The following is a 13379-nucleotide window of genomic DNA, read 5'->3' as shown; positions in this document are numbered from 1 at the left end:
AAGCTCCTGCCAGTCTTCTCCCCATGTCCGCACGCAACCGAAGACTGCCCAGGGACCGCGCCTGGCCCCTGACCGCCACCGACATCACCGAGTTCCTCGGCGCCGCCATGGCCCACGTCACGGACCTGGAGTTCCTCACCGGGCACGGCAGCGGCACCATCGTCCTGGGCGCCGCATGGATCGCTCCACACCCCCGCAACTACGGCCGCGGCGTCCACCCGGACGCAGTCGGCGTCCGCATAGGCGTCCACCCGGTCGCCGCCGCCGAACGGGCCGCCACCCGCGCCCTTCTCCGGGCCGAGGCCCTCCCCCAGCTTCTGCGCTGGATCGAGGGTGCGATCACCGCCGACGAGACCTGGCGACTGACCCCTCACCAGCACTACTGGCGACTCACCGACGGCCGCCTCACCCACCGCGACGAAACGTGAGACGAAGGCCTCGGACGGGATGGGATGACCGGCAACCTTTTCGGGTTGGGCGGCCACTGACAGGTCGGAAGCTTCCGCCCCCGGGGGATTCCGACGCCGGTGGCTCCCGTCTCCGGAAGTCTCGTTTGCCGGACGTGCTCCGCCGAACCGCGTAAGGATTCATCCGTGGCACCCTCCTCGCACCGACGATCCCGCCGCCCAGAGCGCCGCCCCGAGAGGCGCACGGGCCGTGTCCCCACGGTGACCGTGGTCGCCGTGGCGGCCGTCGCGCTCGTCGTGTCACTGGTCGTGGCCTTCCGCCCCGACGGCGGGGGCGGCGACGGGGCGGGCACGGTCAAGCCGGTGGCCGGCGCCCAGGCGGACGGGTCGCCGACGGCGGCGGATACGGCGGCATCCGTGTCACCGAAGCCTTCGACGGCGTCTCCGACGACGAGCCCGACGGCCGGCGGGACGACATCGCCGTCCGCCACCCCGTCCAAGTCCAAGCGGCCCGCGGCCAAGCCCGCCGCGCCCGCCGCGCCCGCCGCCCGGACGGCGTCCGGCTCGGCCCCGCAGGCCGGCCGGATCCAGCCCGGCACCAGCTACCAGGGCATCGCCACCTCCTATGACATCGGCAACGGCGACGGCGCCTGCTCCTACGGCCCGACCTCGGACGTCATGACCGCGGCGATGAACACGGCGGACTACGAGACGTCGAAGGCGTGCGGCGCGTACGTCCTGGTCCGTGCGGGGGGCGGCGCGTCCATCACGGTGCGGATCACCAACGAGTGCCCGGCGCCCTGCCAGCCGGGCCAACTCGATCTGAGCCGACAGGCCTTCGCCAAGCTCGCTCCTCTCTCGGCGGGCCGGATCCCGGTCACCTGGAGCCTGCTGAGCCCGGCCACGTCCGACACGATCTCGATCCGCTACAAGACCGGCTCCACCCAGTACTGGTGCGGCATCCAGGCGATCGGCCACCGCAACCCGCTGGCCCGGCTGGAGGTCCGCGCGAACGGCTCCTGGCTCGCGCTGCCCCGCACCGGGTACAACTACTTCCTCTCCGAACAGGGCCGCGGATGCGGCGGAACGATCAGGCTCACCGACATCTACGGGGAACAACTGACGGTCGAGGGGATCGCCGTCCGACCGGAGACGGTGCAGTCGACGCGGGTCCAGTTCGCCCGGCACTGACCTGATACTCGGTACATGACCACCGATCTTCATGAGCTGCTCAGGTCGCTGCGGGTCTGGGACCCGGAGACGACGACCCTGCCGCCCTTCGACCCGACGACCGCTCCCGAGGAGCCCCTGCCCCTCTTCACGGAGTGGTTCGCGGACGCGGTGGCGGCCGGTGAGACCGAGCCGCACACGATGACGCTGTCGACGTCGGACGAGGAGGGCCTGCCCGACGCCCGCATCGTGATGCTGCACGGCGCCGACGGGGACGGCTGGTCCTTCGCGACCCACGCGACCAGCCGCAAGGGCCGGCACCTCGCCGCCCGCCCCTACGCCGCGCTCACCTTCTACTGGCCGGTACACGGACGGCAGATCCGCCTCCGGGGCCCGGTCACCGTGGCTCCGGCCGAGGAGGCGCAGACCGACCTGCACGTCCGCTCGACGGGCGCGCTGGCCGCTGCGCTGACCGGCCGCCAGAGTGAAGTGCTGGACTCCCTGGAGGAGTTGGCGGCGGCATCGGAGGAGGCCTGGAACCGGGCATCCCGGGAGCCGAAGGCGGAGTCCCCCACCTGGACCCTGTACCGCCTGCGCCCGGACACGGCGGAGTTCTTCCAGGGCGACGCGCGGCGACGGCACGTACGACTGGCATACCGGCGGCAGGCAGCAGAAAGCTGGACCAGGGAGCTGCTCTGGCCGTAAGGGATCAGGCGGCGCGTTCCTCGAACGCCACCGTGTTGTGCCCGTCGGAGACGACACGCAGGTCCACGGTGACATCCAGCGCCGCCGCCAGCCTGACCAGCAGGTCCGCCGTGAGCGGCAGCCTCCCGCCGAGCTCGATGGTCTCCACGTCACCGGAGGCCATCCCAAGGCGCTCGCCCAGCCCTGCCTGAGTCAGCCCGAGGGCCACGCGACGATCGTGCACCAGCTGCCCCAAGGCGAGCGCCAGCCGAATCTGCTCCCGCTCGGCGACGACCTCCGGAGGCTCGACATGGCCCTCGGCAGCCCGCCGTTCCCGCGACAGCTTCCAGCGGGTGTGACTCACAGGTCCTCCCGGAATTCACGAGTGAACTCGTCGTGTGCGGGACCATGCTCGGCCTCGCACAGCTCTTTCGCCAGCATGGCGCGCTTCACCTCGGCCTCCTCCCGCATCCTGGTCTTTCTCAAGACGGTGAGCAGCACGATCCGACGGCCGGATGCCAGCCAGTACGTCACTCGCGTGGCATTACCGCCCAGGACGAACCGCAGCTCTCGCACTCCGTCTCCCAGGTTACGAGAGTGTGGCTCCCCCAGGGTTGTCGGAGACCGGGCAAGAAGGTCGGCCTTCTCCTCCACCTGTCGGTAGTGCTGCGGAGAGAGGTTTGCCAGCCAGGCCCGCACTTCCGGCTCCAACTCGATCACGTAGGGCTTGGTCACTCCGCGAACCCAACCAGCCCGTGCGGCAAAGATCTCGCTTCCGGGGCCTCGTCACTCATACGAGCGTCCGTCGCGCAGGTAGGCGCAGGCTCCCGCGCGTGGCAGTACCGCCCACATGCGGGTGCCGCCGCCCGGTTCACGGCCGCCGCCGATCCCCCAGTCCCCGCGGCAGGTTTGCACGACGCGGTCCAGCACGCGCAGGGACACGCGTCGGGACAGGTCGCAGGCGGCGCCCAGGCGGACGTGGGCGTGGCGGGGGTGGCCGTCGTAGAGGGTGACGCGCAGGGCTTCGTCGCGATAGCGGAGTGACACGTAGACGTTGGCCGTGGAGGAGAAACGGCAGGCACAGGCGGCCAGTTCGCTCACGACCTGCACGGTCGCGTCGGTGGCCTCGGCGAGGTCGTGCGCGTGGAGGATCGCCCGGGTTGCCGCGCGGGCGATACCGGGACTTCGTGGGGTGGCGGGCAGCGTGAGGCTGTAGGCGAGGGCCTCCGGGCGTGTCGGAGAGAAGGGGGCATCGACGGGGGCGAGGGTCGGGGACTGGCAGGACGCGATATCGAGATGCACGGCAACTCCCTTGTGCGAGGGGAAGGTTGAAGACCCCGGTGGCCTGTCACCCTGACGCGGGCCCACCCCTCCCAGGGGAGGAGACGACGGGCGGACCCGCGTGATGCGCTTCCGGGACGGCTGTAACGGCTCTGTGGTCGACCTGTTGCAGACTGTAGGGGAAGCGCGTGGAAAATTGCCACTGAATCAACGGACTTGCCACCAATACGGGTGGACCGGTGCAGCGAAAAGGGGGCAGACTGACGCCGCGACCACTGGAGGAACTGACACATGCCGCCAAGGGCAACACCCAGCGAGCGCCAGAAGCGACTGGGCGCCGAGCTGCGAAAAATGCGTCTCGCAGCACAGGTGACCACGGAGTACGCCGCAGGGGTCCTCGGGACCGACCGGACGAAGATCTCCAACATCGAGGCCGGCGTCCGGATCATCACGCCGGAACGTCTACGAACCCTCGCCTGCAACTACGAATGCCGCGACCACGCGTACGTCGACGCGCTGGCCGACATGGCCGCCGACAACACGCGGGGCTGGTGGGACACCTACCGGGGCCAACTCCCCGCAGCCCTCATGGACATCGCGGAGTTGGAATGGCATGCCCGGCACATACGGGCGGGCCTGGCCATGCACGTTCCGGGTCTCCTCCAGACCGACGCCTACGCCCGCACACTCTTCGCCGCCGCCCTGCCTCCCCTGTCGCCGGGTGAGGTCGAACTTCGCGTGGCCCTGCGCATGCAACGCCAGCAGGTGCTGCACCGCGACAATCCCGTCACCTACGTCGGATACGTGCACGAGGCCGCCCTGCGCGTCGAGTTCGGCGGCGTCAAGATCATGCGTGCCCAGCTCGAACGCCTCTGTGAACTGTCCGAGCTGGAGAACATCGAGGTACAGGTGATCCCATTCCGGGCCGGAGCCTTCCCCGGAGCCGGGCAAGCCGTGATCTATGCGGGAGGACCGGTGCCTCAACTCGACACCGTGGAACTCGACTCGGCCCACGGACCCGAGTTCCTGCACGGTCAGTCCCAGCTCGACAAATACCGCGCGCACCTTGACTGGATGGAAGCGGCATCACTGCCGTCCGCTGAGTCACGCGACTTCATGCGCAACATCGCCAGCCACCTCTGAGGAGCCTCCGATGAACCAGATCACCTGGGAAGAGCCCTACTGCGCCGAAGGCGCCAACTGCTTCCGCATAGGCACCGACCCCGCCGGCAACGCCTACATCGCCGTCGCCGGACAGGAAGACGCCCCCCTCACCGACACCCACGACGCCCTCCGCGCCCTCATCCTCGAAATCAAGGCAGGCAAGGCGGACCACCTGCTCTAAGGCAAGGACGAGAACTCGTACACCGCGAAGTCCGCCACCGGACGGTAGCCGATCCGTTGGTAGAGGCCGTTGCTCGTCGGGTTCGCCAGGTCGGTGAAGAGGAGGACCTCCGCCGCACCCGAGGCCAGCGCAGCGCGGCTCACCTCGGCCGTCGCCGCGCCCGCGTAGCCCCGGCCGCGCAGCTCGGCCGGGGTGTAGACGGGGGCCACCCTGATCTGGCCCGCCACCTCCGGGGTCGCGCCGGCCATGGAGACGGGGGTGCCGTGGGGCGTCTCCCAGAGGGTGATTCCGCCGTAGGCGATCCGGGAGTCGGCCCAGGCTCCGCTGTCCTGGGCGGTGCCCGCGCCGACCTGGTCCATGAACTCGTCGTACCAGCGGACCAGTCGGGCGCGGTCGGCCGCGGTGGCGACCCGCGCGCGGCCGGGAGGGGACGGCTTCGGGGACGTCAACTCGCCCAAGCGGTGGAGGCGTTGGCGTTCGTACAAGTGTGGCTCGGCACCTGTCCGCCGCTGCCACGCCTGCGCGAAGGCGGCCGCGGTGTCGCGGTCGGCGGAGACGCCGGGCAGGTGGTGACCGAGGGAAGCCAGTCTCGCGGCCAGGGCGTCGGCCTCCTCCGCTGTGAGGGAGGTGGGGTAGATCCGGTGCGGGGGCGTGCGGAAGAACACGGCGCGGATCCCGCCGTCCCCCGCGTCCAGCGTGCCGAAGAGGGGATCCGCGTCGCCGTACACGTGCAGGCCCCTGCGCCGCAGGCCGTTGGTCACGGTCAGCGGGACCGTGTGCAGGGCGGGGCGGGAGTGCAGGAAGTCACCGGCGCGGTCGAGGAACGCGTCGAGGTCGTGGGTGAGGTGCCAGTCGTCGGGGCGCATGACTCATCGTCGCGCGCGGGCGCCGGTGACCGCCTCCGGATTACGCCGCGTTCACGGCGTCTCCGGCTCCGGGTCCCTCGCCGTCTTCAGCTCCAACTCCGGCTCCGGGTCCGTCGCCAGGCGTCCGTGCAGATGGACGTCACGGTGCGCGTCCCTGCGGCCCGACTCCCACATCGCGCCGCGCAGTGTCCCCTCGTACGGGAAACCGCACCGCTCGGCGACCCGGCACGACGCGTCGTGGCCGAGCGCGTGGCCCAACTCCAGGCGGTGCAGGCCCGCTTCGTCGAATGCCCAGCGGGCAGCGAGGAGGAGGCAGCGGGTCGCCACCTGCCTGCCGCGGGCCTCAGGAAGGATCCAGTACCCCACGTTGCCCGAGCTCTGGATCCGGTCGATCATGTTCACGGACACCGATCCGAGGATCGTTCCGTCCTCGTCGTCCGTCACGCAGAAGTTCACGCTCGTCCCCGCGGCCGCGTCCGCCACCTTCGCCCGCAGCGACTCCAGCGCGCCGTCGATGTCCGTGACGGTGCGCAGCGGGGTGTTCCACCGCGTGAACTCCGGGTCGAGGTGCCCGCGCAGCCACGCGTCCACGTCGGCGGCGGACTCGGGGTTCCAGAGCCGGAGACGGAGGCCATGGCCGTCGAGTACGGGGGCTGGCGGGGGAGCCGCGTACGGCTGACGTATACGGGTCATCCGTTCATTGAACACCCGGCCGAACGCTCGACATCCGAAGACCCGAGCGCCCGAGGGCCCGAACGCCCGAGAGCCCGAAGACCCGAACGCCCGAGAGCCCGAAGGCCCTACGCACCACCCGCCCGCTCAGGCCCCTGGCCTGAACACCGGCACGCCCTCCCGGAACACGACTTCCAGCGCCAGCCCCGCCCGCAACTCCCCGGGGCCGGCCTCCACCACCTCCGTGGACATCCGCGGTCCCTCCGCCAGGTCGACCACCGCCGCGACGTACGGCGTCCGCTGTCCGAAGGGCGGCAGGTCGTTGCGGTGGACGACGGACCAGGTGTAGAGGGTGGCCAGGCCGCTCGCGTCCTCCCAGGTCACGTCCTCGCTCCAGCAGTGCGGGCAGAACTCCCGGGGGTAGTGGTGGGCCCGCCCGCACGCTCCGCAGCGCCGGATCAGCAGCCGGCCTTCCGCCGCCGCGTCCCAGTACGTGCGGGTGAAGACGTCGGCCTCGGGGACGTCGTAGCGCTGTGCCGTCATGAATCTGACGGTACGTCAGACAATGAGATCCGGGAACCCGGCGCAACCGGCCCGCCGCCTTTCCCCTTCGCGCTTCGCGCACAACCAGGTGGCCTACGTCACAAGCCCCACCCACACCTCCCCCACACGTGATCGATCCGCAACCAATTCCCCTCTTGACCGAGACCCATCAATCGCGCACGTGATTACGCTCGCGCTCATGGAAGACTCCGCACCCCGCCCGGCCCCCCGGACGATCACCACCGCGAACCCGGCCGACCGCCCCGTCTACGTCATCGGCGGCGGCCCCGGCGGTCTCGCCACCGCGTATGCGCTGCGTGCCCAGGGCATACGCGCCGTCGTCGTGGAGAAGGCCGACGGGGTCGGCGCGTCCTGGCGGCGTCACTACGACCGGCTGCATCTGCACACCACCCGCCGTCTCTCCGCCCTGCCGGGGCTGAAGATGCCGCGCCGGTTCGGCCGTTGGGCGGCCCGCGACGACGTGGTGCGATACCTGGAGAAGTACGCCGAGGTCCACGAGCTGGAGATCGTCACCGGCGTCGAGGTCACCCGGGTCGAGCGCACCCCGGACGGCGCCGGCTGGCTGCTGCACGCCACCGGCGGGCGCGAGCTCGTCGGCTCGGCCGTCGTCGTCGCCACCGGCTACAACCACACCCCGCACCTGCCGGACTGGCCCGGCCGCGAGACGTTCACCGGCGACCTCGCGCACGCGTCCGGCTACCGCAGCGGCAAGGAGTACGCCGGCCGGGACGTCCTCGTCGTCGGCGTCGGCAACACCGGCGCCGAGATCGCCGTCGACCTGGTGGAGAGCGGCGCGGCCCGGGTGCGGCTGTCCGTGCGCACGGTCCCGCACATCGTGCGGCGTTCGACGGCCGGGTGGGCCGCGCAGTACACGGCGGTCCTGGTACGGCGGCTGCCGGTCGGCCTCGTCGACCGGCTCGCGCGGCCGATGGCCAGGCTCAGCGTGCCCGACCTGTCGGCGCACGGTCTGCCCCGCCCCGACACGGGCCTCTACTCCCGCGTCAAGGACGGCGCCATCCCGGTGCAGGACGTCGGTCTGATCGACGCCGTCCGCAAGGGCAGGGTGGAGATCGTGGCCGCCGTGGAGAGCTTCGAGGACGGCGGCAAGATCGCGCTCGCCGACGGCGCCCGGATCTCGCCGGAAGCCGTCGTCGCCGCCACCGGATACGTCCGCGCCCTGGAGGGGCTGGTCGGCCATCTCGGCGTCCTCGACGACCGCGGGAGACCCGTGGCCCACGGCGCCCGCACCCCGAAGGACGCTCCCGGCCTGTACTTCACCGGTTTCACCACGCCCATCAGCGGCACGCTCCGCGAGCTGGCGATCGACGCGGAGAAGATCGCGAAGGCCGTCCGTCGGCAACTTCGGTGACCACCCGTTACTCCCGGTAACTCCGGTCATTCCTCTGCCAGTTACACGTGTGTCAGATGTGCCGAGAGCGTTGTGGCATGCCCTCGCCCGGCAGCAGAATGTGAGCCCTGTTCAGCTTTTCCGGACCCGCTTTCCGGATCCGTTTCCCGGATCCGCCTTCCGGATCCACTTCCAGGCTCCACTTCCGGCTCCACCTTCTGACTCCACCCCACCTCTCGCATCTGACGGAGGACGCACGTGGCAAGTGAAAGACAGCACTCCCCCAGCAACGACCCGGGTATGTCCCGCCGCTCCCTGCTGGGCCGCACCGCCGCCGTGGCCGCCGGCGCCACCACCCTCACCGCGACCGCCGCCGCCACCCCGGCGTCCGCGGCCACCACGGCCACCAGCCGGGACGTCGACGTCGTGATCGTCGGCGGCGGACTCGCCGGCCTCACCGCGGCCCGCGATCTGGTCGCCGCCGGGAAGACGGTCACCGTCCTGGAGGCCCGTGACCGCGTCGGCGGCCGGGTCCTGAACCTCGCCCTCGCGAACGGCGGGGTCACCGAGGGCGGCGGCGAGTTCATCGGCCCCACCCAGGACCGCATCAAGGCGCTCGCCGACTCCCTCGGCGTCGCCACCTTCCCCACCTACAACACCGGCAAGAACCTCCTCTACAAGGACGGCAAGAAGACGCCGTACGCCACCGACGGCCTCCTCGGCTCGGTTCCGCCCGTCGACGCGGCCGGGCTCGCCAACGCCGCGATCGTGCAGGCCTCGCTGGACGACATGGCCAAGCAGGTGCCGGTCGACGCGCCCTGGACCGCCGCCAAGGCCGATGAGTGGGACCGGCAGACCTTCGAGTCCTGGCTGCGCGCCAACGCCGTCATCCCGTCGGCGAAGTTCCTCCTGGACGTGGCCTGCACCTCGATCTTCTCGGCCGAACCCCGGGAACTCTCCCTGCTGTTCGTCCTCTTCTACATCGCCGCCGCCGGCAACGAGACGACCCCCGGCACCCTGGAACGCCTCACCGAGACCGCGAACGGCGCCCAGGAACAGCGCTTCGTCGGCGGCTCCCAGCAGGTGCCGATCAAGCTCGCCGCCACGCTCGGCGACCGGGTGGTGCTGAAGGCGCCGGTGCGCACGGTCGCCCGGTCCGGCGGCAAGTACGTGGTGACGGCCGACGGCATCACCGTCACCGCCAAGCGGGTCGTCGTCGCCGTACCCCCGCCGCTGGCCGCCCGCATCACGTACGACCCGCTTCTGCCGGCCGCCCGCGACCAGCTCACCCAGCGCCTGCCGATGGCCTCGGTCGGCAAGGCGATCGCGATCTACGACACCCCGTTCTGGCGGGCCGACGGCCTCAACGGCCAGGTCGTCAGCGACACCGGAGTGGTCAGCTCCACCTTCGACAACTCCCCGCCCGACGCCTCCTACGGCGCGCTGATGGGCTTCATCGAGGCGGACGAGGCGCGGGCGTACGACGCGGCGAGCGAGGCGGAGGTCAGGGCGGCCGTCCTGAAGGACTACGTCACGTACTTCGGCGAGAAAGCGGCCTCCCCCACCTCCTTCGTGCTGCAACGCTGGAACAACGAGGCCTACACCCGCGGCGGCCCCGTCTCCATCGCCGCGCCCGGCGTCCTGACGCAGTACGGTCCGGCGCTGCGTGCGCCCGTCGGCGGGATCCACTGGGCCGGGACGGAGACGTCCCTGCACTGGATGGGCTTCATGGACGGAGCGGTGCGATCGGGCGAGCGGGTGGCGAAGGAGGTGCTGGCGGCGCTGTAGAAGGCGCCGCAGGCAGTACTGCGGCGGTACTTGCGGCGGTGGCGCGGCACTACCGCAGGCTGCGATTCGCGCAGGTCCGTTCCTTTCTGTGTGCACGCCCATTCCTGACATCCCGTCAGTTCTGTAATCTGACAGAGCGTCAGTTACTTGGCGGTCACCCATGACAGGCACTCATGGCAGTCATCCATGACAGTCACACAGGAGCGGGGCGGACCGATGCTTGGATCAACCCACGGCACCCTCACCACCGACTCCCGCCGGGCCCGGGTCATCGCGTGCGGCGAGCAGCCCGGGCCCGCCGTCCACGGCCGGCCGGCCGACGCCGACGACCTCGACGTCAGCGGCCGCCCGCTCTACGCGGCCGTTCCCGACCTGGACCGGTTCTTCCGGCCCGAGTCGGTCGCGGTCGTCGGCGCCTCGGACGCCGAAGGACGCCCGAACACCGGTGTCACCCGGCAGCTGGTGGACTGGGCGGAGCGGGTGGGGGCGCGGCTGCATCCCGTGCACCCCACCCGCGAGAGCGTCTTCGGACTGCCCTGCTTCCCGTCCGTCGCCGAGCTGCCCGAGCAGGTCGACCTGGCGGTGCTGCTGGTCGCCGACCCGCTGCCGGTGATCGAGCAACTCGCCGAGACGAAGGTGAAGTTCGCGGTCGTCTTCGCGTCCGGGTTCGCCGAGACGGGCGAGGAGGGCGCGCTCGCGCAGGAACGCCTCGCGGCGGCGGTCGCCCGGTCCGGCCGGTCCGGTACCGGCCTACGGCTGCTCGGTCCCAACACCAACCTCAACGCCTTCGAACGCTTCCGGGACGACCTCACCGGCCCGTCGATCGCCCTCATCACCCAGTCCGGCCACCAGGGCCGCCCCGTCTTCGCCCTGCAAGAGCTCGGCATCCGCCTCTCCCACTGGGCGCCGACCGGCAACGAGGCCGACCTGGAGACCGCCGACTTCCTCTCCTACTTCGCCGAGCTCCCGGAGGTCGGCGCGATCGCCTGCTACGTGGAGGGCCTGAAGGACGGCCGGTCCTTTCTGCTCGCCGCCGACCGGGCGGCCCGGCGCGGGGTGCCGGTCGTCGCGGTCAAGGTGGGCCGCACCGAGGCGGGCGCCCGCACCGCCGCCTCCCACACCGGCAAGCTGACCGGCGCGGACGACGTCGTCGACGCGGCGATGCGGCAGTACGGCGTGATCCGCGTCGACGGCCTGGACGAACTCCAGGACACCGCAGCCCTGTTGGCGCGGGCCCGCCCGCCGCAGGCGGACGGCGTCGTCGTCTACTCCATCTCGGGCGGCACCGGCGCCCACGCGGCCGACCTGGCGACGGCGGCGGGCCTACAGCTGCCGCCGCTGTCGCCCGCCAAGCAGGCCGAGCTGCACCAGTGGATCCCCGAGTACCTGAACGTGGCGAACCCGGTCGACAACGGCGGCCACCCGGTGGGCGACTGGCGCGGCCGGAAGATCATCGACGCGATCCTCGACGACCCGGCGGTCGGCGTGCTGATCTGCCCGATCACCGGCCCGTTCCCGCCCCTGAGCGACCGCCTGGTCCAGGACCTGGTGGACGCGGCGGAGCGGACGGACAAGCTGGTGTGCGCGGTCTGGGGCTCCCCGGTGGGCACCGAACCCGCCTACCGTGACGTGCTGTTGGGCTCCTCCCGGGTGGCGACCTTCCGCACCCTCGCGGGCTGCATCACCGCCGTCCGCGCCCACCTCGACCACCACCGCTTCGTGAGCGACTACCACTCCCCCTTCGACCAGGCCCCGCGCACCCCGTCGCCGTCGTTCCGCAAGGCGCGGCTGCTGATGCGGCCGGGTGAGCAGCTCAGCGAACACGCGGCGAAGCAACTCCTGCGGGCGTACGGCATCCGGGTCCCGCGCGAGCAGTTGGTGACGAGCGCGGCGGCGGCCGTGCGGGCGGCGGCGCTGGTCGGCTACCCGGTGGTGATGAAGGCGTCCGGCGGACAGATCGCCCACAAGACCGAGCTGGGCCTGGTGAAGATCGGCCTCACCTCGGCCAGCCAAGTCCGCGACGCCTACCGCGAGTTGACCGACATCGCCCGCTACGAGGGCGTGTCCCTGGACGGCGTCCTGGTGTGCCAGATGGTCGAGCGGGGCGTGGAGATGGTCGTCGGCGTGACCCACGACGACCTGTTCGGTCCGACGGTGACGGTCGGTCTCGGCGGCGTCCTGGTGGAGGTCCTGCACGACGTGGCCGTACGCGTCCCGCCCTTCGGCGAGGACCAGGCCCGCGCCATGCTCGCCGAACTGCGTGGGCGGGCCCTCCTGGACGGCGTCCGCGGCCGCCCGCCGTCCGACCTGGACGCCCTCGTCGAGGTCGTCCTGCGCGTCCAGCGCATGGCCCTCGAACTCGGCGAGGACCTGGCCGAGCTCGACATCAACCCGCTGGTGGTACTGCCCTGGGGCCAGGGAGCGGTGGCGTTGGACGCGCTGGCGGTGTGCCGGTGAGGCCCGCCGTCCCGCCCTGGATAGGGAAGAAGACCGACCACCAGGTCACTCACATCACCCTCAACCGCCCCGAGACCCTCAACGCCCTCACCCCCGACATGCGCGACCACCTGATCGACCTCTTCGCGCAGGCCTCGGCCGACCCGGACGTCCGGGCGGTGGTCCTCACCGGCGCCGGCCGCGGCTTCTGCGCGGGAGCCGATCTGCGAGGCGGCTCCCCGGCGGGCGAACGCGTCGCCGGCGACGTGGCCCGCACCATCCGCCTCGGCGCCCAGCGCCTGATCTCCGCCGTCCTGGACTGCGAGAAACCGGTGACAGCGGCGGTCAACGGCACGGCGGCCGGTCTGGGCGCGCATCTCGCGTTCGCCTGCGACCTGGTCCTGGCCGCCGAATCGGCCCGCTTCATCGAGGTGTTCGTCCGCCGCGGCCTGGTCCCCGACGCCGGCGGCGCCTATCTCCTCCCCCGCCTGATCGGCCCCCGGCGCGCGAAGGAGCTGATGTTCTTCGGCGACGCGCTCAGCGCGCCGGACGCCGAACGCCTCGGCCTGGTCAACCGGGTGGTCCCGGACGAGGAGCTGGACAAGACGGCAGCCGAGTGGGCGGCCCGCCTGGCCGCCGGCCCCACCCGCGCCCTGGCCCTCACCAAACACCTGATCAACACGTCCCTCGACACAGACCGCAGCACCGCCTTCACCGCCGAGGCCACCGCCCAGGAGATCAACATGACGACAGCGGACGCCGAAGAGGGACTGGCAAGCTTCGTGGAGCGACGGGCAGCCGAGTTCAGGGGCCGCTGA

General features: G+C 71.4%; 15 protein-coding genes. 9 read left to right on the top strand and 6 right to left on the bottom strand.

Going from position 1 to position 13379, the window contains the following annotated elements; all coding sequences use genetic code 11:
* The first annotated feature begins 23 nt into the window (after positions 1-23).
* The 3 genes from ACZ5SK_RS11260 to ACZ5SK_RS11250 all read left to right on the top strand — a co-directional run bounded on the left by ACZ5SK_RS11260 (position 24) and on the right by ACZ5SK_RS11250 (position 2282).
* The gene (locus ACZ5SK_RS11260) at positions 24-428 is read left to right on the top strand and encodes a hypothetical protein (protein ID WP_334579066.1); all 405 of its coding nucleotides are present in this window, start codon (positions 24-26) and stop codon (positions 426-428) included.
* A gap of 165 nt (positions 429-593) precedes the next feature.
* Entirely contained in the window at positions 594-1598 is a 1005-nt protein-coding gene (locus ACZ5SK_RS11255; protein ID WP_334579065.1) for an expansin EXLX1 family cellulose-binding protein, read from the top strand.
* Positions 1599-1613: 15 nt separating this feature from the next.
* Positions 1614-2282 (top strand): pyridoxine/pyridoxamine 5'-phosphate oxidase, encoded by a 669-nt coding sequence (locus ACZ5SK_RS11250; RefSeq protein ID WP_334579064.1) that lies wholly within the window; start codon positions 1614-1616, stop codon positions 2280-2282.
* A gap of 4 nt (positions 2283-2286) precedes the next feature.
* Here the strand turns inward: ACZ5SK_RS11250 and ACZ5SK_RS11245 are convergent, their stop codons facing one another.
* Genes ACZ5SK_RS11245 through ACZ5SK_RS11235 form a run of 3 tightly spaced genes read right to left on the bottom strand, consistent with a single transcriptional unit; the run spans position 2287 to position 3563 of the window.
* Positions 2287-2625 carry a helix-turn-helix domain-containing protein gene (locus ACZ5SK_RS11245; protein WP_334579063.1) on the bottom strand — a complete coding sequence of 113 codons (339 nt, stop codon included), beginning with the start codon at positions 2623-2625 and terminating at the stop codon, positions 2287-2289.
* Entirely contained in the window at positions 2622-2996 is a 375-nt protein-coding gene (locus ACZ5SK_RS11240) for a type II toxin-antitoxin system RelE/ParE family toxin (RefSeq protein WP_334579062.1), read from the bottom strand. The genes ACZ5SK_RS11245 and ACZ5SK_RS11240 overlap by 4 nt, the downstream gene beginning before the upstream one ends.
* A 51-nt stretch (positions 2997-3047) precedes the next feature.
* The gene (locus ACZ5SK_RS11235; protein ID WP_468575844.1) at positions 3048-3563 is read right to left on the bottom strand and encodes an ATP-binding protein; all 516 of its coding nucleotides are present in this window, start codon (positions 3561-3563) and stop codon (positions 3048-3050) included.
* Between the two features lie 270 nt (positions 3564-3833).
* On the opposite strand from ACZ5SK_RS11235, the gene ACZ5SK_RS11230 reads away from it, so the two are divergent.
* Both ACZ5SK_RS11230 and ACZ5SK_RS11225 read left to right on the top strand, forming a co-directional pair.
* Positions 3834-4685: a Scr1 family TA system antitoxin-like transcriptional regulator gene (locus tag ACZ5SK_RS11230; protein WP_334579060.1), complete on the top strand. Its 852-nt coding sequence runs from the start codon at positions 3834-3836 to the stop codon at positions 4683-4685.
* Between the two features lie 10 nt (positions 4686-4695).
* Positions 4696-4887 (top strand): hypothetical protein, encoded by a 192-nt coding sequence (locus tag ACZ5SK_RS11225; RefSeq protein WP_361702311.1) that lies wholly within the window; start codon positions 4696-4698, stop codon positions 4885-4887.
* Here ACZ5SK_RS11225 and ACZ5SK_RS11220 read toward each other — a convergent pair.
* The 3 genes from ACZ5SK_RS11220 to ACZ5SK_RS11210 form a co-directional block, all read right to left on the bottom strand.
* Positions 4884-5753, bottom strand: coding sequence for a GNAT family N-acetyltransferase (locus tag ACZ5SK_RS11220; RefSeq protein ID WP_468416640.1), 870 nt, complete (start codon positions 5751-5753; stop codon positions 4884-4886). The genes ACZ5SK_RS11225 and ACZ5SK_RS11220 overlap by 4 nt on opposite strands.
* Positions 5754-5804: 51 nt before the next feature.
* Entirely contained in the window at positions 5805-6446 is a 642-nt protein-coding gene (locus tag ACZ5SK_RS11215; protein WP_468156325.1) for a GNAT family N-acetyltransferase, read from the bottom strand.
* Between the two features lie 126 nt (positions 6447-6572).
* Positions 6573-6968, bottom strand: coding sequence for a Zn-ribbon domain-containing OB-fold protein (locus ACZ5SK_RS11210; RefSeq protein WP_468156324.1), 396 nt, complete (start codon positions 6966-6968; stop codon positions 6573-6575).
* Between the two features lie 199 nt (positions 6969-7167).
* Between ACZ5SK_RS11210 and ACZ5SK_RS11205 the strand changes: the two genes are divergently transcribed.
* From ACZ5SK_RS11205 to ACZ5SK_RS11190, 4 genes are all read left to right on the top strand, one after another.
* A complete protein-coding gene (locus tag ACZ5SK_RS11205) occupies positions 7168-8358 on the top strand; it encodes a flavin-containing monooxygenase (protein ID WP_334579055.1) in 1191 nt (396 codons plus the stop codon).
* A gap of 279 nt (positions 8359-8637) precedes the next feature.
* A complete protein-coding gene (locus ACZ5SK_RS11200) occupies positions 8638-10125 on the top strand; it encodes a flavin monoamine oxidase family protein (protein WP_361702414.1) in 1488 nt (495 codons plus the stop codon).
* 216 nt (positions 10126-10341) lie between these two features.
* Entirely contained in the window at positions 10342-12582 is a 2241-nt protein-coding gene (locus ACZ5SK_RS11195) for an acetate--CoA ligase family protein (protein ID WP_361702302.1), read from the top strand.
* A complete protein-coding gene (locus tag ACZ5SK_RS11190; RefSeq protein ID WP_443041269.1) occupies positions 12573-13379 on the top strand; it encodes an enoyl-CoA hydratase/isomerase family protein in 807 nt (268 codons plus the stop codon). The genes ACZ5SK_RS11195 and ACZ5SK_RS11190 overlap by 10 nt, the downstream gene beginning before the upstream one ends.

The sequence above is a fragment of the Streptomyces sp. NPDC031474 genome (assembly GCF_055581185.1).
The sequence above is the reverse complement of the archived record's forward strand: the minus strand, read 5'-3'. Positions and strand labels throughout refer to the sequence as shown.